Origin of the sequence: Intestinimonas sp. MSJ-38, from assembly GCF_018917925.1 — a bacterium.
Taxonomy (GTDB): domain Bacteria; phylum Bacillota; class Clostridia; order Oscillospirales; family Butyricicoccaceae; genus Pseudobutyricicoccus.
Genome location: NZ_JAHLPO010000009.1, coordinates 1 through 18,410 on the forward strand (window position 1 = coordinate 1; position 18,410 = coordinate 18,410).

The 18,410-nt window shown below is 49.7% G+C and carries 13 protein-coding genes and 3 pseudogenes; 7 read left to right on the forward strand and 9 right to left on the reverse strand.

Annotation, left to right across the window (positions count from 1 at the left end; translation table 11 throughout):
* Positions 1-191, reverse strand: a pseudogene (locus KQI26_RS07010) (IS481 family transposase); the annotation flags it as partial.
* Between the two features lie 404 nt (positions 192-595).
* Here KQI26_RS07010 and KQI26_RS07015 point away from each other — a divergent pair.
* The 7 genes from KQI26_RS07015 (at position 596) to KQI26_RS07045 (ending at position 9,190) form a co-directional block, all read left to right on the forward strand.
* Positions 596-991 carry a radical SAM protein gene (locus KQI26_RS07015; RefSeq protein ID WP_216503873.1) on the forward strand — a complete coding sequence of 132 codons (396 nt, stop codon included), beginning with the start codon at positions 596-598 and terminating at the stop codon, positions 989-991.
* A gap of 23 nt (positions 992-1,014) precedes the next feature.
* Complete coding sequence (locus KQI26_RS07020; RefSeq protein ID WP_216503874.1) at positions 1,015-3,237, forward strand: extracellular solute-binding protein; 2,223 nt, start codon at positions 1,015-1,017, stop codon at positions 3,235-3,237.
* A 281-nt stretch (positions 3,238-3,518) separates the two neighbouring features.
* Positions 3,519-5,261 (forward strand): ABC transporter ATP-binding protein, encoded by a 1,743-nt coding sequence (locus KQI26_RS07025; protein ID WP_216503875.1) that lies wholly within the window; start codon positions 3,519-3,521, stop codon positions 5,259-5,261.
* A 57-nt stretch (positions 5,262-5,318) separates the two neighbouring features.
* A complete protein-coding gene (locus KQI26_RS07030; protein ID WP_216503876.1) occupies positions 5,319-6,173 on the forward strand; it encodes a carbohydrate ABC transporter permease in 855 nt (284 codons plus the stop codon).
* Positions 6,170-7,366 carry a carbohydrate ABC transporter permease gene (locus KQI26_RS07035; RefSeq protein WP_216503877.1) on the forward strand — a complete coding sequence of 399 codons (1,197 nt, stop codon included), beginning with the start codon at positions 6,170-6,172 and terminating at the stop codon, positions 7,364-7,366. Before KQI26_RS07030 ends, KQI26_RS07035 begins: the two co-directional genes overlap by 4 nt.
* A complete protein-coding gene (locus KQI26_RS07040) occupies positions 7,350-8,111 on the forward strand; it encodes a hypothetical protein (RefSeq protein WP_216503878.1) in 762 nt (253 codons plus the stop codon). The genes KQI26_RS07035 and KQI26_RS07040 overlap by 17 nt, the downstream gene beginning before the upstream one ends.
* Complete coding sequence (locus KQI26_RS07045; RefSeq protein WP_216503879.1) at positions 8,099-9,190, forward strand: ABC transporter ATP-binding protein; 1,092 nt, start codon at positions 8,099-8,101, stop codon at positions 9,188-9,190. The genes KQI26_RS07040 and KQI26_RS07045 overlap by 13 nt, the downstream gene beginning before the upstream one ends.
* 347 nt (positions 9,191-9,537) lie before the next feature.
* Here the strand turns inward: KQI26_RS07045 and KQI26_RS07050 are convergent, their stop codons facing one another.
* The 8 genes and pseudogenes from KQI26_RS07050 to KQI26_RS07085 form a co-directional block, all read right to left on the reverse strand.
* Positions 9,538-11,592, reverse strand: a complete 2,055-nt coding sequence (locus KQI26_RS07050; RefSeq protein WP_216503880.1) for a CHAP domain-containing protein — start codon at positions 11,590-11,592, stop codon at positions 9,538-9,540.
* Positions 11,593-11,635: 43 nt separating this feature from the next.
* Positions 11,636-13,968, reverse strand: a pseudogene (locus KQI26_RS07055) (VirB4-like conjugal transfer ATPase, CD1110 family).
* The gene (locus tag KQI26_RS07060) at positions 13,961-14,326 is read right to left on the reverse strand and encodes a PrgI family protein (protein WP_216503881.1); all 366 of its coding nucleotides are present in this window, start codon (positions 14,324-14,326) and stop codon (positions 13,961-13,963) included. Before KQI26_RS07060 ends, KQI26_RS07055 begins: the two are co-directional and overlap by 8 nt.
* Positions 14,307-14,501 (reverse strand): hypothetical protein, encoded by a 195-nt coding sequence (locus KQI26_RS07065; protein WP_216503882.1) that lies wholly within the window; start codon positions 14,499-14,501, stop codon positions 14,307-14,309. The genes KQI26_RS07060 and KQI26_RS07065 overlap by 20 nt, the downstream gene beginning before the upstream one ends.
* A 10-nt stretch (positions 14,502-14,511) precedes the next feature.
* Positions 14,512-15,348, reverse strand: coding sequence for a hypothetical protein (locus KQI26_RS07070; protein WP_216503883.1), 837 nt, complete (start codon positions 15,346-15,348; stop codon positions 14,512-14,514).
* 89 nt (positions 15,349-15,437) lie between these two features.
* Positions 15,438-15,794 carry a glutamyl-tRNA amidotransferase gene (locus KQI26_RS07075; RefSeq protein WP_216503884.1) on the reverse strand — a complete coding sequence of 119 codons (357 nt, stop codon included), beginning with the start codon at positions 15,792-15,794 and terminating at the stop codon, positions 15,438-15,440.
* A gap of 15 nt (positions 15,795-15,809) precedes the next feature.
* Positions 15,810-16,643, reverse strand: a pseudogene (locus KQI26_RS07080) (VirD4-like conjugal transfer protein, CD1115 family); the annotation flags it as partial.
* Entirely contained in the window at positions 16,609-18,114 is a 1,506-nt protein-coding gene (locus KQI26_RS07085; protein WP_216503885.1) for a hypothetical protein, read from the reverse strand. The pseudogene KQI26_RS07080 and the gene KQI26_RS07085, both read right to left, overlap by 35 nt.
* Positions 18,115-18,410 lie beyond the last annotated feature (296 nt).

Below are 18,410 nucleotides of genomic sequence, written 5' to 3' on the forward strand. Positions count from 1 at the left end.
TTTGGATGGCTGTGGGGGCGTCTGGACTGGCAGGCCAGGGATGCCACACTTCCATCCCAGCGCTGCTTCCAGAAATAGATATACGACCGGCTCTTGTTGTACTTCCGGCTGGCGCGGCTCACGCCGTATTTCTCTGTGTACTTCATTAGTGATTGCCGATAGGCCATGTCTTGTGTTATATTTTTACTCATGAGGGATATGGTCTCCTTTCGGGCTGGTTTGGTGTGGTAACTTAACTATAACCCATGAGACCATATCCTTCATAGCTTTTTATTCACTCGTCCAAGATGTATTGTAGCCCTACACTTCTGTAATAAAATCGTGATTTAAGATTTATAAGGGCAACTTTCTCTTTCAATTATTTATTGGGTATAAATGTAAAATATCAAGATAATACCAAGAGCTCTTACTAATCAGATTATGAGCTATCGTATAAAGTGAGGTACATTTATATGAAAGATTGACTTGACAAAACAATGAACTCGTGATAATGTCAAATCACTTCAATAAAATAAAGAGTCATAAATTGAAAAACAGACAAAACTGCATTTGCTGAATTTTGGTAGATGCAAGTTGAAAACGGGGTGAGATTGAATTGGATAGTAGCTACACAGTGGGCAAAACACCAATCAACTGGAAGGGGAATATGGCCCAGACAGTCACATTTATTGTGACGGACGACTGCAATCTGCGATGCAAATATTGCTATATCACCCACAAATCGCCGGAAAAACGAATGAACTTTGAAACGGCGAAAAAATTTGTGGACTATATGCTGACCGCAGATATCCATTACGCTGATGCGGTGATTCTGGACTTCATCGGCGGAGAACCGATGCTGGAAGCTGAATTGATTAGCCAGATTTGCGATTATTTCAAGATTCGGGCTTATGAGCTGAATCATCCATGGTATTGGAACTATCGCATCAGCATTTGTACCAACGGCGTCAATTACACCAGTGAGCCAGTGCAGTCCTTGATTAATATGTGAAATAATTATGGAGATAAAGGGCGATGAAACTAAGCAAGAAAATACGCCTGATTGGCTTGAGCGCGGCTTTGGTGCTGCTGATTGCCATCGGCATCGGCGGAGGAATTTGGTTCTTCAGCCGGGATACCGAAGAAGCGCCGGGGCCGGAGCTTTCCGGTGTGGAGCGGGCAGGACTCATTCAGGAAGGGGAGATTTATCAGGAGGAACTGATATGGGAGAGACCAGCACAAGGTATCCCGAATGTCAACCGTTACAAAGAGGAAGCGTATCTGTTTGGGGGAGATAAGGAAGAAATTCGTTTGGAAAATCTCCTAACAGGAGAGACAGAAGCAGAAATTCCGACAGAGTGGGTTGCAGATGGGGATTGTGTTGCAGCGGCGTTAAACGAGCAAAAGGATATCAGCATCTTAATAAAAAACGCCAACCAGCAGACAGAAATCAAGATTTATCCTAACGATTCAGCGAAAGAAGGACAGACATTTTTCATTAACGATATGGAAGCTTATTTGCAAAAAATGTCCTTGGATAAGCAGTATATTTATCTAAATGCCTCTTTTGGCTCTTCTGTCGTTTTGCGGGTTTATGATTGGGAAGGAAAACTTTGCCGGCAGATTGAGCGGGTGGCAGCATTTGCTTTGGCTTCGGAAGGAAGCTTTTATGTGGTCGACGAATCTTACAAATTATCCCTCTATGATATGTCGCAAACAGAGCCGGTCTTCCAGCAGGATATCAATTTGTATATACCAAATGGATGTTGGACAGTGGCCTTTGAGCCCCAGCAAAATCTTGTCTATGTAGGGACGCAGGATAAAATTCAGATATTCGATGGAAAGACCGGGGATTTTATTAAAACGGCGTTGGATATGCAAAAAAGCGCTCCCGGCATCGGAAATCGTTATCAAGATATGTGGGTGGATCCTCAACAGAATATCTATTGCGCAGCTCCAGACCATTGGGGCGGCCGGCAGCAAGTAAAAATCCAGCTGTTTCGCTACCATATTGTTGAGGATTTTCGCAAAGATATGCCTTATACGCTGACAGTGACATCGCCTTACCCCACGACTTATATGGCCAGCCTGATTCAAAAATTTGAACAGAACAACCCAGACCAGCGTGTTCATTATGACTGCGCTTATCTCAGCGAACGCGAATTTCTGGATCATGCGGATCAGGATGGTTATTTTGAACGGTTTTCGGCACAAATATTGGCGGGTGATGTGGGAGACATTGTAATGACTGGGGGAGAATGGATCGATGTATATCAGTATTTTGCGAATACAGATCTATTTGAAGATATGAGTTCTTGGCTAAAAGAGATTGATTGCTATCAGGAGCTGGACCCGGTTTTGCTGAAGGCCATTACAATTGATGAGGCTGTGAAGGGGCTCCCTTTGGCAACGACCTATTATTATGCTTTGGTGGATGAAGACCTATGCCGCCAGTTGAATATTGATCTGGATTGGCAAAGCGCAACCTGGAGCGATGTACTGGGCCTGCTGGATCAATTGGAAGGCACAGATTACTATTTATTTGAGGTTTATGGAAACACGGAACGGGCCTTTGTGCGGATGCTGATCAGCAATATGCCGGATCTGATCGATCGAAAAGATCAGAGCTACGACCTGCGGCAGCAGTGGTTTTTGGATTTGATCCAGCAATGGAAAGCGGCGGAAGAACACCCTAATTTCGCCAAGAGAAACTCAAGCCAATTGCAAACGGGAAAGGGCTTAATCTCTATCGATGGAATCGCAAAAGCACATATGGAAGTGGACGGAGTATCATCTGTTTGGATGACACAGCAGGAAACAGGGCATAAAATTTCCATTTGTCCCTTGTTTTGTGGAGAAAAGGCGTCCAATCGCACAGCTTTAGGAGAGGAAATGTATTCTATCTATACAGGCTCCGAAAATCGGGAAAAAGCATGGGAACTTTTGCGTTTGGGGATGACCGAAGAAATGCAGAGCAGCAATCAGCTGAACCATTGTGGACCTATCAACCAAAAGGCAAGAGAAAAGCGGATTGATACTGCTATATTTTGGAATATAGAAAAGAATAGCTTGGTTGAACGGTTTTATCAGCAGTTCCAACCGATTTATGAAAATGTGGACACTCTCTACGATATGAGTAAAATCAAAGAAAATCTGTATAAGACCCTGTGGGGGTATGTGCAGAAGGGTTCCAAGGTATCTTTGGAGGAGGTTTTGGCCAAAGCCGAGCAGCAGCTGATGGTGCAGCTTTATGAATAGGCTTTTGTATGTCATACAAAAGCAAAATTAGTTCGAAGGTGGTTCTCAATCCATTGCGTGAAGTTGGATGTGGTTGTGGTGCAACTTGTACAAATGCTTGTGTTCATGGATGCGGTATGTCTTGTAAAAGCACTTGTGCAAACGCTTGTGGAAACACTTGTTCTCAAATTTGCGAAGTGGGAGGCGGAATGTCCCACATTGTTCCAGAGGGAAAGCTGGAATAGAGCGGCAAATATGGGGAGCGTGACAGCTCCCCATATTTTTGTGAAGGGACAGAAGGTATGGGAAAAAAAGAAAGAAAACAGGAAAATGAGACCTTGCGGCAAATATTTCGGGTCTATTTATGGCCGCAAAAAGGCAGATTAGCAGTGATTACACTGTTGATTTTGTTGGGAGTGCTATTGGGTAATCTTTCCCCTTATTTATATGGGAAAATGGTGGATGCCATCAATGCAGGGGATTTAAAAAAACTGGCAGCGCTAATTGGAGGCTATTGCGCTGTCACATTAACCACTTTAGGGATGAGCCTTTTGGAAAAGTACTTAGGGGAAATCTGTAGTTTTAAGATGGTTCATTCTATGAAACAAACGCTGTTTGAAAAAGTTGTCTATGCTAAAACACAGGCGTATCAGCAGTTTTCTTTGGGAGAATATCTGTCTCGTTTGAACGGAGATGCAGAAAGTGTAATTGATTTTTTCATCAATCTAATTACTAATATTGGACAGATAACGATGAATTTAGCGGTTTCTCTGGGTTTCATTTTGGGAATTTCCTTACGGCTTTCTTCCGTAGCGATTTTTTACTTGCCGGCTTCGTTTTTGGTATCCCATTTGGCACGAAAATATTATAAGAAATTAGCAAAGAAGCAGAGAGAAACAGAAGATAAGCAGTATGGCTTTCTGGCGGAAATCTTGGCGAATCATTTAGGCGTAAAAGCTTTTCAGATGGAGCGAAAAGCAATGGTAAAATATCAATCCATTGTAGAAGAAAAGTACAGCCTGGTGAAACGCTCTGTCAGGCTGGGCAATGTTGTAACTATATTAACTTCCACAGTGCAGTTGATTTCTTCGATGTATATTATCTATATGTCTGCTTTGCTTATTAAAAATGGAACGCTGACCTTAGGGATCATGGTTTCCTTTAATACTTACATCAATGTCATGTTTACTTCGGTCAGCCAGATTTGGAATTTTCATATTAATCAGCAAACTATGCTGGCTGTAGCTGGGCGCATTGCGGCTTTATTAGATATGGAAACAGAAGAGCAACAACAAGGAAGAATATTATCCGACGGAGCAATGGGTTTACGAGCCAAAGGTGTATCGTTTTGTTATCCTGATGGAGAAAAACTGACTTTGCAAGGAGTAGAGTTTGAGATTTCCAGCCCAGGACTTTACGGAATTGTAGGTAAAAATGGGTGTGGAAAAAGTACACTGGCAAAATTATTGGTGGGGTTTTATCAATCAGATGGAATTTTAGAGCTGGCCAAACATCCGGTGAAAGAATACTCTTTAGAAAGCCTACGGCAAGCGATTACTTATATTCAGCGGGATGATTTTTTTCTTCGCGATACCATTCAGAATAATCTATTGTTGGCTAATCCACATGCTGGATGGAAAGAAATCGAGGCCGTTTGTCGTCAGGCCGGAGCACATGATTTTATTATGGCATTGCCGGAAGGCTATTTTACGATTATTGGGGAAGGTGGTTCCACACTATCTAGCGGACAAAAACAGAAGCTGAGTTTGGCTAGAGCATTGTTGAGAGATTCATCGGTTTTGATATTAGATGAAATTACAGCTAATTTAGATGGTGCAGCTGAGCATCAGGTATTAAAAGTGCTTGCGGAACAGAGTCATCAGAAGATCATTTTAGTAATTAGTCATAAGGCAAGTGTTACAGCAGTATGTGACCAGGTTTTTGTATTAGATCAAGGTAAAGTGATAGATAGCGGAAAACATGAACAATTGTTGGAACGCTGCACGGTTTATCAAGAGATTTTCCGACAGCGGTTCGATGTATGACAGATAAAATAGGCTTGTGTGAGCGTATATCAGCTTAATTGAGAGGGAGTGAAAAAGATGAAACGAGGAGGCAGGATTGGGCTGCTGTATGTGCTGCCGGGGCTGGCGGGGCTTTGCGTATTTTATATCGCGCCGTTTTTCTATAGCTTGCGGTATATTTTTACCCGCGGGGTGAGCCAGGTGGAGTTTGTGGGGCTGGCCAATTTCCGGGATTTGTTCCGGAACCCGGCCTTTGGGCTGGCCATGAAAAACACGGTGATTTTCACCGGCATTTCCGTGCCGCTGCTGGTGTTGGCGGCGCTGCTGCTGGCGGCGGCCCTACAGCGGCGGGACAGCAAATTCCTGCGCTGGACGATGCTGGCCCCTATGATTATCCCGGTGGCCTCGGCGCTGCTGGGGTGGAGCGCCATCCTGGGCCAGGACGGGCTGCTGGGCAGGCTGATCCAGGTACTGGGGGGCCAAGGGGCCAATTATCTGGCGGAGCCCTGGGCCCGGTGGTCCCTGATGCTGATGTTCTTCGTGAAAAACCTGGGGTACATGACAGTGATTTTAGGCGGGGCGTTGGCCAGTATCCCCAAGGAATACCGGGAAGCCTATTCCCTGGATTCCAATTCCCTGTGGGGCTATACATTCCGCATTGCGGCGCCCATCATCTCGCCGGTGATTTTCTTCGTGGCGGTGCTGTCTTTGGTGAACAGCTTCCAGATTTTCCGGGAGGTCTATGGGCTTTATGGGGATTATCCGCCCAACAGCCTGTATATGCTCCAGACCTTTATGAACAACAATTTCGCCAAGCTGAATTACAGCCGGCTTTGCACAGCGTCTTTCACTGTCAGCATGGCCATCGCCCTGGCGGTTTCCGTCTACCTGTGGTTCCAGCGTCAGGCGGCAAAGGAGGAAAGCGGGCTATGAGGAAAAAGCTGCTGCTGTGGGCGGTGGGGGGCCTTTGCCTGCTGCCGCTGCTGATGGTGCTGAGGGGGTCCTTATTCTGGGAAGGGGGCCTGAGCCTGCGGCAATATGGGGTGATCCTGCTGCAAACGCCCCGGTTTATGCGGGGCTTCTGGAACTCTGTCTGTTATACCGGGCTGATCCTGCTGGTCAATGTGCCGCTGAGCCTGCTGGCGGCCTATGGGTTTACCCGGTTCCGGTTCCGGGGCAGGACGCCGCTGTTCTGGCTGTATATCGTGATGATCCTGCTGCCCTTTCAAGCAACAGTGGTGCCCCAGTACATGGTACTCAAGGCCCTGGGCCTGCTGGATACGGTGTGGGCCGTGCTGCTGCCCAATTTTTTTGCCACCTTTGGCACTTTCCTGATGGTCCAGTATTTGCAGAATTTTGATCAATCCCTGTATGAGGCGGCGGAAATAGACGGCATGGGCACCTTCCGGATGCTGACAGGGCTGGTTTTGCCGGTGTGCAGGCCGCTGGTGTCCGCCATGGCCATGATTTCTTTCCTGAATTACTGGTCTCTCATGGAGCAGCCCATGATGTTTCTGAAAAATGCCGCCCAGCAGCCGCTGTCCGTGGCGCTGAATGGGGCGGTGTTTGGCCAGGCTTCCTATGGAGCCGGGGTGGTTTTCAGCCTGCTGCCCCTGCTGATTTATTTCTATGCCTATGAGGATTTGCAGACAGGTATGGGCCTTTCCTCGGGCCATGGTATGCAAAAGCCGGGAGAGCAGAAAGAAAAGCCAAAGAAGAAAAAAGCGGGTAAACGGCTGCTGTGGTTCGGCCTGTTCATGGTGGCCTGCACCCTGCTGACCCAGAAGATATCCAATATCATGACGCCTCAGGTTTCTGTGTATTCTGTCAGCCGTCCGGCCCCGGTATTAGATAAATACCCTATGGTGGTGCCTCTTGCCTGCGTCACCCAGGGCCGGGACGGCCCTCAGCTGCTGAAAATCGCCCCCTCCACCTATGACGGGACCAGCTGGCAGGCGGTCAGCGTCAGTGTGGAGGTGGAGCAGGAAGAAGGGGCTTATTGCGCGGTGACGGTGCTGGGTGTGCTGGAGCCGGGCAGCCGGGTGATCTGCCACAGCACCAAGCCGGTGGCGGAAGGGGATCTGGTGCAGGTGATGGGGGAGGCATTTTATGAAGAGGAAAACTAAGCTGATCTTGGGGTTGGCGGTGTGCCTGCTGGCGCTGTTCACGATTCATGGTGTTTTGCTTTGGCGCTTTGGCAAACAGCCGCCCCGGCTGGAAATTCTGAATCCCCTGCCCCGGCAGGCTTTGGACCGGCTGGCCCCCTATCACCCGCAGAACCAGCAGGGAATCTGGGCGATAGAGGGAGAAGGGCTGTTTTGGCAGCAGGAGGTTTCGGATATCCTGGCCGGGGCCGGGGTGGAAGGGATTTTGCTCAATGACCGGACCCAGGCTTGGAAGCTGGCCCGGCAGAGCGGGACCTTGCCCCTGTTTTGTTTCAGCCTGATGGGCCTGGCGCTGCTGGCCCGCTGGCTGGTTCGGGATATGAGGCAGGCCGCCTTTTGGTGGAAACAGCGGCTGGAGGAAGCCTATCCCAAGGGGATTTTCGCAATCTGGGGGGAGAAAATCCTGTCCCGCTGCCTCCGGTGGGCGCTGGCCCTGCTGGCAATGGGGCTGCTGGCCCTTTGGGTGGCGGGCTGCCGGTTCCAGGTGCCCAGCCAGCTGACACCGCCAGATTATATTCTGAATCTTTCATTTTATCGCAATCTAAACCTGACACAGGTATCCGACTCGGCCTATGAGCAGCTGTGCCGCCGGGTGCTGCCCGCCTGCTATGGGCTGACGGCGGCGGAAACGGCGCTGGGGCTGGCTCTGGCCATTTTGCAGGCGGGAAAAGGCAGGGAAAGGGGAGGAAAAGAATGGCCAATGTGAAAATGGAAGGGCTGGGCAAAATCTATCCCAATGGGGTGGAGGCGGTGCGGGATTTCAGCCTGGAAATCCCGCACCGGCAGTTTGTGGTGCTGGCAGGCCCCTCGGGCTGCGGCAAGAGCACCATGCTGCGCATGATTGCCGGGCTGGAATCCATCACCAGCGGCAGGCTGTTGATAGACGGCAAAGAGGTCAATCAGCTGCGGCCCAAGGTTCGGGATATTGCCATGGTGTTCCAGAATTATGCCCTGTACCCCCACATGACGATTTACAAAAACATGGAGATTGGGCTGCGGATGCGCCAGGTGGACCCTAAGGAGATCCGCCGGAAAATCCAGCGCACCGCCCGGATGCTGGATATCGAGCAGCTGCTGGACCGGAAGCCGGGCAAGCTTTCCGGCGGCCAGCAGCAGCGGGCAGCCCTGGGCCGGGCCATTGTCCGGGACCCCAGCGTCTTTCTGATGGATGAGCCCCTTTCTAATTTGGACGCCAAATTGCGCAACCAGATGCGGTTCCGGATCATTGAGCTGCACAAGGAGCTGAAAGCCACCTTTGTCTATGTGACCCATGACCAGACTGAGGCCATGACCATGGCGGACCGGATTGTGGTGATGGACCAGGGCCTGATCCAGCAGGCGGATACCCCGCGGAATCTATATGACAGACCCCGGAATCTGTTTACTGCCGGGTTTATCGGCACACCCCAGATGAACTTTTTCGACTGCCGGCTGGAAAAAACGAAAGACGGCTGGCTGACTCGGTGGGCAGGGGGGCAGGTGCCGCTGCCGGGAAGCCGCTTTGCGCCGGAAGAGCTGAACCAATACCTGGATAGGCCGATGGTGCTGGGAGCGCGCTGCGAGGATATCAAAATAGGCCGGGGGGACAGCCTGGCCCGGCTGGAGCTGGAGGAAAACATCGGCAGCGACTGCTATCTGCATTTGCAGGCCGCCGGTCAGCCCTTCGTCACCAAAATCTCCGCCCAACAGCCCATCCCGGACCCGGAACACCTGACTTTCTCTTTGGACCAGGAAAAGATACACCTGTTTGATAAAGAAAGCGGCATGGCGGTGAAGATAAAATAAAGGCATACAAAACCCAAGCTGGGTAAAAAATTCGCCTGGCTTGGGTTGGTCAGGTCAGCACATGAGGACAGAATTGTCGTCAGGGAGAGCCTCTACTACCTGGATGTGGCGGCGAATCTCCTAGTTGAACTGCTCAACAACATTGTTAGTGAGAATATAAGTCTGGTGTTCATCAAGGAAGCCGCCAAGGAAAAGTTTCAGATGGTGGTCCGGTTAAAGAGATAGTTGAATATGTCAATAAGGCATCTCAAAAAATTTCTCAAAGCCTACAATAAAACTCATTTTTACATTTGCACCTTCTAGGAAAAATATACTGGACAGTGAGTTCGTCACTGCCCAGTACATTATTAGAATTCTGGCACTCCGTACCCTAAAATTTCACTATTTCCAGCGAGATATTGGCGTCTGCGGCAACTATCGCTGGAATTGCCTTCAATGGTATAGACTATACCGTTTTCAACTTTTTCAACAATGCCCACATGATCAGGATGGCCATATTGACCGTTGGAAATCCAATCAAAAAAGATAATGTCCCCTGGACGCGGTGTATAACTGTTATCATGCCACTGACCATGATCTTGAAACCACTGCATTCCTAAAGCACAGCTGGCGAACTTAGGGATCATTCCTGCTTCCAGATAGCCGCATTCATGAGCGCACCAACTGACAAAGCAGGCACACCATTCCACATGGGAGCTGAAACCATACCAGGACCAATAAGGCTGTCCGCCCACATTGCCCAACTGAGACAGAGCGACCATGACAATATTGCCATCTCCTGTACTGTTGACCATGCCATAAAGCACGGTATTCCACAAGCTGCTGTTTTCCTCTGCCAGCAACTCTGTCAACTGTTGAAGCTGGCCGGCGTCAAATCCATATTCCATTGCCATTTCGTTGGCAGTTTTGTGGCTGATCGTAATAATCAGCGTAGTTTCTGTGACCCCTACTTCTTCGGTCACAATATTTCCCTCATCATCCTCGGTTTCCACAGTTTCTGTGGTGGTATGTGTTTCTGTATGGCTGCTGATTTGATTCATCTGCCAAAAAACTTCCTTGAGCAATTCCTTTTTGCTGTCATCCATTGTGGCAATCTCTTGGGCGTTGCTAATATCTGTTGTGGTTTTTACCGCATAGATAGCCAAAACTTCCGGCCAATCAGCCTGCGAACCTGATATCTCTAAAACATCATAAGATACAGCTTCTTTTATTTCCTCAATTCTTTGCTGATACTCCTGGTTGATCTCCTGTACTGCGGTCTGCATTGTCTGGCCTGTGCCACTGTCATAACCAGAAAAAAAGATGCCAAAAGAAGATGATGTGAGCAAGCCAATCAAGCAAATGATGAGAATCAGCGATATTACCACCCAGCCTCCGGCGATCATTGCATGAATGAAAGCCCTTTGGGTGGCGAAGATGGTTTTTAGAGCTGCTGCTGTGAGATCACCTACAGACTTTACTTTTTCAATAGCTGCTTTTGTGGCTGCTTTTTTCATCTGCAGCTTTTCTGATAGTGTTATTTTTAAGTTTGATACCGGAATTTTTGGTATCTGCATTGTATGTGGAAATGCCTTAGCCGCCCGCTCCGCCGCTTTCGCAGCCTCCTTCGTGGTCTTAACCGTCGTTTTCGCTGTCCGCTCTGCGGTCTTGATGGATTTCTTAGCCGTTTTTGCGGCAGCTCGCTGGGTTGTCTTGACAGACTTCTTACCGGCTGACTTAACTGATTCTTTTACCCGTTTGTCCGTCTGCTCCACAATGCGGTGAGATCTGCTCCCAGCGTATCGAGAGCGCATTATGGGATTCTCCTGTCCTAACGGGCTTTCATAGGGTGCCTCCGCCCTCTTCTGGGAGCCGAGCTTCTGCTTTGTCCGAATCGTCTGCTCGGCTCTCTTTCTCCCCTGTTCATATACACGCTTAGGTGGCTCCTCCTGCCTGCCTGAGCGCTGCTTAACAGTCTCACGCTTAGAAGATGGCGAATGATATTCGCTGCTCTTAGTGCCGCCTGTTGGGTCAGATGGTGAATGGGTCTCTGTCTGAGCTGCCTGCTCAATCTGGGATTCACGAGTTTTTATTCCCTTTCCCTTTTTCGATTGTTCAGCTCTTACCGCTTTGAAGTTCTGAACAGCCTGCTTTGCACCGGTAACATCCTCCTTCACATGAGAAAAGCTGTTCCTGCCGATCTTCTGAATTTGATGCCCCGCCTCATGCGTCACAGTCTCAGCTCCGCCCTCAATGCGGGAGGCGGCATATTCCTCCACGCTGCCCTCTGTGGGATTCGTGGAGGTTTCCGCTTTCTCTTTGGTCTGGATATATGCCCTCCGCATACGGTCGGAAGCTATCGCCGCTCGGTCAAGCTGCTTTATCGTGCCCTTTATGGCGTCTTTGGTCTTGATTTTCCCCATTGAAGCCCTCCTTTCTCATTGATGGACAAAACAAAGGCGAGGGTTATGCCCCCTCACCCGGCTTTGTTGTCATCAATTTATAGAGCTTGGTGTTTCTGGGGAACTTGTTTGCAAATGGCACCAACGAACTTCCCACCTTGATAAGCCCATGACCGGCTTCCACATTGGTGATATAACTCATCTGGAGGTCGGAGATATTCAGCAGCTTTGCCAGCTCCAGCCTGTCCGTAGAAGCCTGATTGAGCATGATGATAAACTCGGAGTTGGCAAGCATTGTCCTCGCCGTATGACTCTGGAGCAGATCGTCCACATTCTGCGTGATGCCGGTAGCATAAGCGCCGTACTTTCTCACACGCTTCCAGAGCGTGAACAGGAAGTTGGCACTGTACTCATGCTGGAACAGCAGATAAATCTCGTCGATGAAGATATAGGTGTTCTTGCCTTTCGCCCTGTTCTGGGTGATGCGATTCAGGATAGAGTCCAGCACCACCAGCATACCGATGGGCATGAGCTGTTTGCCCAGGTCAAGAATGTCATAGCAGATCAGCCGGTTGTCGGTGTCCACATTGGTCTCCTTCGCAAAGGTGTTCAGGGAGCCGTTGGTGAACAGCTCAATGGCAAGGGCAATCTCCTGTGCCTCTGGCTCCTCCTGCTTGAGAAGCTCCTGCCGGAAATCCTGCAAGGTAGGAACCGCACCTTCATAGTTGTTCTGCTGATAGCTGCGGTACACAGAAGCGGTGCATCGGTCGATGATGGATTTCTGCTTTGCACCCAGATTGGAGCCGCCGATAAGCTGCTCACACAGCGACATGATGAACTCGGATTTCAGAATAACGGGGTTTGCTCCGTCGCCGTAGTCCTTGTTCATGTCCATTGCGTTGATGTGGCTGGGAGAAGTAGCAGAGATGTTGATGATCTCGCCGCCCATAGCATTTACAAGGGGCGAATACTCCCGCTCAGGGTCGATAATGATAATGTCTGCATTACTGGCAAGCACCTGATTGATGATCTCCCCCTTTGCGGCAAAGGACTTGCCGCCACCGGAAACGCCCAAGATAAAGGCGTTTCCGTTCAAGAGCTGCTTACGGTCTGCAATAATCATGTTCTTGCTGATGACATTCTGACCGTAGTAGATGCCGTTCTCATGGTAAATGTCCTGCACTCGAAACGGGATAAACACCGCAAGGCTCTCGGTTGTCAGCGTTCTGAAAGCATCCACCTTGCGGACGCCAAACGGCATAACCGTATTCAACCCGTCCATCTGCTGAAACTTCAAGACACCAAACTGACACAGGTGCTTTCTGGCGGTAGTCAACAACGCCTCGGTGTCATTGTCGAGCTGCTCTTTTGTCTCTGCGGTGTGTACCATCGTCAGAACGGCAAACATCATGCGCTGGTCTCTGGTAGTCAGATCGTCCAGAAACTCCTTCATCTCACGCTTCTGCTGCTCCATGTCGTAAGGGACGGTGGCGGAGAAGTTGTTGTTCTGATTCTGCTTGCGCTGCCAGTTGGTAATATTCGTCTCGACACCAAGCAGACGGTTCTCCGCCTCCTTAACCGCTTCATCGGTGGGAACCGGCACAACATCAATGCTCATCATCAGGTTACGGTTCATATCCGTCAGTTCCGCCACCATGCTGTCCTTGATATAGGACGCATACTCACGAAGAAACAGCACTCTGCCATACCGGTCTCCCAATTTGAAGTAGTCCTTCTCGAACTCCATCGTGTCAGGGCAGATAAAGTCCTTAAAGCTGTGTCCTTTTTTACGGGTTTTTTTATATCAAACCGGAAAGAGGTTTCCTCACCCACTCGATAGAAGTCATGGAAAATGCGGAGCCTCTCTTCTGTCTCCAGCTCAATGCACTTACTCCCAAGCCGCCCAAAATGAGCAATCAGATCCGCACCTACTCGTGCAAAATAGGTTCTGGCATCCTCCACCGATTTCTTATTGACGGAAATCGTCATATACTTGTCCTGCACGATGGAGTTAGCGCCGGTCGCCTTATCCAAGAGCATCTTGTTATACTCTTCTCGATATTCGTCCAGCTCATCTCCCTTCATGGGAATCAAGATGGTTTTCTCAAAGTCCAAACGGTTCAAGCGCCGGTTGTTGATGGTTATTTTTGTTGTTGCGCCGCTGTCGAGGGAGTTAAGAAGCTCAGAGTATTCGAGGAACATCGCTTCCTTATCCTCCCGACTGGCAACAGCATAGTTGATGTCCGAAAACTTAAAGGTTTTGGAGAACTTGTCCCTACCCACCTGAAAGATACCGTCATCGTAGATGGCGGTGACGGGGATCACATCCTGAACGCTTCTCGGCACAACAAACTTTTCCTTGTCCTGCTTAAACAGGTTCGATAATGTCTTAATCATTCGACTTCAAAGCCTCCTTTGTCTTTTTCTCCATGCTGGGCTTCATCAGCTCGTAGTAGGTGTTGGTCGCTCGAAAAGTCAACCTCTTCGGCATGATGAACTCAGATTTCACCCAAGTGTAGATGAACTTCTCCGCAGTCATGCCGTTATACTTCAAAAACCCAAGCGCCGCAAAGGGCGCTGCGCCCAAAATGCAGACCCACGATACTGTCTCCGTCCCAAGATGGGGCTTCAACAGAAAATAGAGTCCAACAGCCACCACACAGGCGCAGGCAGAAAAAATGAACTGCCGCAGAGACAGTCCAAAAAACATAGATTCGGTGTAGTTGCGAATCTCCCTATTGATCTTGACTTCCATTGTCCTTCCTTTCTCCGCCTTCCTGCTCTATAGCTTCGCAGATTTCTTCAAGGCAAACGCATTTCGCACTTAGGCAAACACGCTCGCCTTTCTTCTTTCCACCGTAATAGAGGCAGTATTGGCAGTCGCAATCGGCAAGAGAATATCCCTGCCATTTGTTATAGATTCGTTTCATGGCATACACCTTACAGTCCCATCATCTCACGAATAATCCGGTCTGCCATCTTCACGCTTCCAACCAACACAAGCATGTTAAAAACCAGCTCTCCGATATAAGACCACACTTGCGTGACTGCCGCCGCATCAGGATTCACGACAGGCGGCGACGAGGCAAACAGGGAGAAGATGATACATGCCAACACAATAACCGCTCCCTCAAGGCAGACCGCACAGAAGCTCTTGATGAACGACTTGCCAACATTTTGAGACGGTTCTCCCGCAAAGGTTGATAGCGGGATCGGCGCAAGCGCTGTGTACATATAGAGCTTGAAAAAGCGCCCATAGACCGTCATTATTAAGATGAAAGACAGCACAGTGATGAACAGTCCACCTATCAGCGTTACCGCCCATAAGGGGATAGACTCAAAGAAACCGCAGTCCTCGATAGTAGTAATCATCTCCGGTGGGAGAACGGTCTGTGATGCGGAGCTGAACCCTGCCGCTGTCATAATTGTCGAGATGGTTCCCTGCACGATGTTGAATAGCGCAAGCATCAGCTCCATGCCGTAGGTGATAGCGCCCTTTGCCAATGCAAATCGAACAAAGAGCTTCAAGGCATGTTCTGGCTTCTTTACATCCGTATAGCTGCCGCAGGTCTTTACCATACCCACAACAAAAAACAGAACGAGCAGCGCAAGACCGATTGCCTGAACCGCTCCGTTGATATTCACGATGACACTCCATATCCCGCCGCCCTTGAACTCCTGCGGGGTCGTTGTGATAAGCGTCCAAATCTCAGCCAGTTTGTCGTTCCATGTCTCAAGGGCATTTTCAAGGTTCTGAACAACCCAATTATCACTCAATCTTCGCACCTCCTCCTATAAACGAAAAGAAGGGGTGTTCCTCGCTGGGAACGCCCCTCCCTGAGTGTTTCGATTTTGGATTTGAGTGTTTATCCGACGATAAGAGTCAGAATCTCCTTTGCGAAGGTGATAATCACGCCGCCGGCAAGGGTCAGGAAGCCGTTAGCACGCTGAGACGGGTCGTGAGATTTCAGAGACAAGCCCACCTGCACGATGCCGAAGCCCAGCAGGATCATACCGACCGCTCGAATCAGACCGAAAATGAAATCGGAAAGGTTGTTGATGACGGACAGAGGATCGCCCGCAGCATACGCCGGAGCCGCCATGCCCACTGCAAGAGTGAGCGCCATTACCAAAGCGCAGTAGGTTCGATACCCTTTCCTGACCTTGCCCTGCATGGGCAGCTTGCCGGTCTCCTTATTGGTGTTATTGTTAAAGATTTTCATAGATATTTCCTCCATTCATTGATTGCCTGCCTCAAAGTCCTCCTCGGACAGAAGCTCGTAGTTTGTTTCTGTGAGTTCCATCTCGGGGACAAGCTCAGGGTCGAGCCAGCCCACAAGGATGGTCGCAACATCGGATTTCACAGTGCCATGTTGGTAAATCTCTCCGTCCCCGTCGGCGGTCAGCTTCACATCAGGGTGTTTCAAGATGTCATACTTGAAATCCATCACAGGGCGCTCCCCTCGGATAAAGAGGATCGCATACTGATTGTCCATCATCCGAACTTCATCGGGGGTCAAAAGCTCACGACCGCTGATCTGGTAGTTAGTGGAGTAGTTTCCGCTCCGTCCCGAACTCTTACCAAAGGTGTTTGTGTCAATCGTCTCCTTGCCCAGCAGTTCAGACACATATTTGTGCGTCGATTGCTCGTTACCGCCCAAATAGAGAAACTCATCGCAGTTGCCCACGATGGACTCCCACTGCTTTTCAAACAGCGCTTTGAGCTGCGCCAGATTTTGCAGGATAATCGAAACCGATACCCCTCTGGAACGCATGACGGATAAAATCTTGTCGAAGTCATCAGGCAGTGAGACATTGGCAAACTCGTCCATCAGGAAGTGAACCGGCACAGGCAAGGAGCCGCCATGCACATGGTCTGCTGAATAGAATAACTGCTGGAAAAGCTGGGTGTAGAGGATTGACACAAGGAAGTTGAAACTGGAGTCGTTGTCGGGAATCAGAGCAAACAGCGCAACCTTTTTCTCGCCCATTGAGGGCAAGTCCAACTCGTCAGTCTGCGTCATCGCCGCAAGGCTCTCAAGGTTGAACTTTTCGAGCCTCGCTGCAAGGGTAGTCGGTGATAAAGGAGCTGCCGCAGCCCTTGCACAGATGCAGGGTATAGCCGCCGTTCTCGCAGTTGGCGGGAGTCGTGATGGCTTCATAGCTGTGGGGCTTGGCGTTCTGAATATCGGTGATATGGCGGTCGCCGCAGACCTCGCATTCCTTGACCGTATAGCCGGGGCTGACGCAGGTCGGCTCCACAACGGAAATGCCGTACTTATGCTCGCCCTTCGGAGTAGTTGTCTCCTCGCACTCGCCGCAGTTTTTGCAGATATTCAGCACCTTGCTCCCTGCCTCGCAGGTAGCGTCACGAACTACAATGCTCTGCCACGCATGACCGATGGCGTTTACATAGTCACGCTTCTCAATCTTCCCGCAGTCTACGCAGAGGTAGCGGGTATAGCCGAGGGTCTTGCAGGTGGGGTTGACCGTCTCAAGGACAACATAATTGTGCTTATCGCCACAGTTTCCCTTATGGCAGCTTCCGTTGCAGTCGGGATTTTTGCAGTCGCAGTCAGGGTCGCCGCAGCCGCAGGGACAGTCGGTATCTTCCTTTTCATCGTGCAGCCAGACATTGGCAACACCGTTTTCGGTCATCGTCATGCCGGAATAGGAATAGGTGATTTCATAGTAAACGGCATACTGTCCCTTTTCGGTGTAGTTGGGAGCACTCGTAAGAGTGCAGGACTCAGCAGAATTGCCATAGCGAATCTGCGTGGATACGCCAGCCTCGGACAGATCGGAAATCGTGACCGTATGTGGCTGACCGTCCACTACGCCGTAGTAGTCGGCAATGACGGACTTCGCCGCCACATAGGTGGTGCTGGTGTACTCGCAGTCTGTGCAATGCTTCACGATGGCGAAACGGTCATTCCCAATCTGGGGAATAATCTCCGTCTGCATACTGTGGCGCTCCAGCACAGAAGAACTGGTGTGATAGGTGCTGTCCGCATACTCATACTTCACCTGTTCGGGCAGTTCCTCGGTGAACTCAGGGGCGCAGTCGTACAGCCAGTATACATTTCTGCCGAAGCTGTAATCCCCGATGCCCATATTGCTGTTCATGGTGCCGCAGGCCTCACAACAGGCTTTAGTCCAATGATAGCCCGTATAATATGCGTTGGAGCCGGGCAGACCGTCCATTACCGCACCTGTACCCTCACCGCCTACCAGCGTACCGTCCGAATAACGAACATTGCGGGTCATAGCGGTCTCACCGTTACGAGTATATTCCGGTGTGCGCCATGCCATAAAGGAGCGAGCGCCGCCGCACACAGCGCAGTTGAAGGTCTCATGCGTGACGGTTGCGTTGGCATCAAGCTCATTGGTTCGGTTTGAAGCATTGAGCCAATGCTCGGCAGGGTCATGGTAGTTATCCTCCTGCGCCGCAAACGCCGTAGTGGAAATCATCGAGAGAGCGAGGACAAGCACCAGAAGCAGGGCTGTCATTCGCTTTCCTTTGCCTTTGATACAATGATTCATTGTCAAATCCTCCATTTTAGATTTTTGGGCATAAAAAAACCGCAGCCCAAGACTGCGGAAACAAAGCCCAGCGTTTTTTCGACAAAAAGATTTTCCTGCCTTACTTCCCGAAAATCAGATAAAACTTGTGGCGGAATTTGCAGGGTAATCTTTTATCATATCAGCCTTTGTTGCTTGGCGTGAATGATGCGATTGTTGAGATAGACTGACTTAGGAGATAGAGAAAAGAGAGATAGTTTATTTTATCTCGGTAAGTCAGGTAGTTCTCAGGGGGTAAGAGTGTGAGATGGGGGATT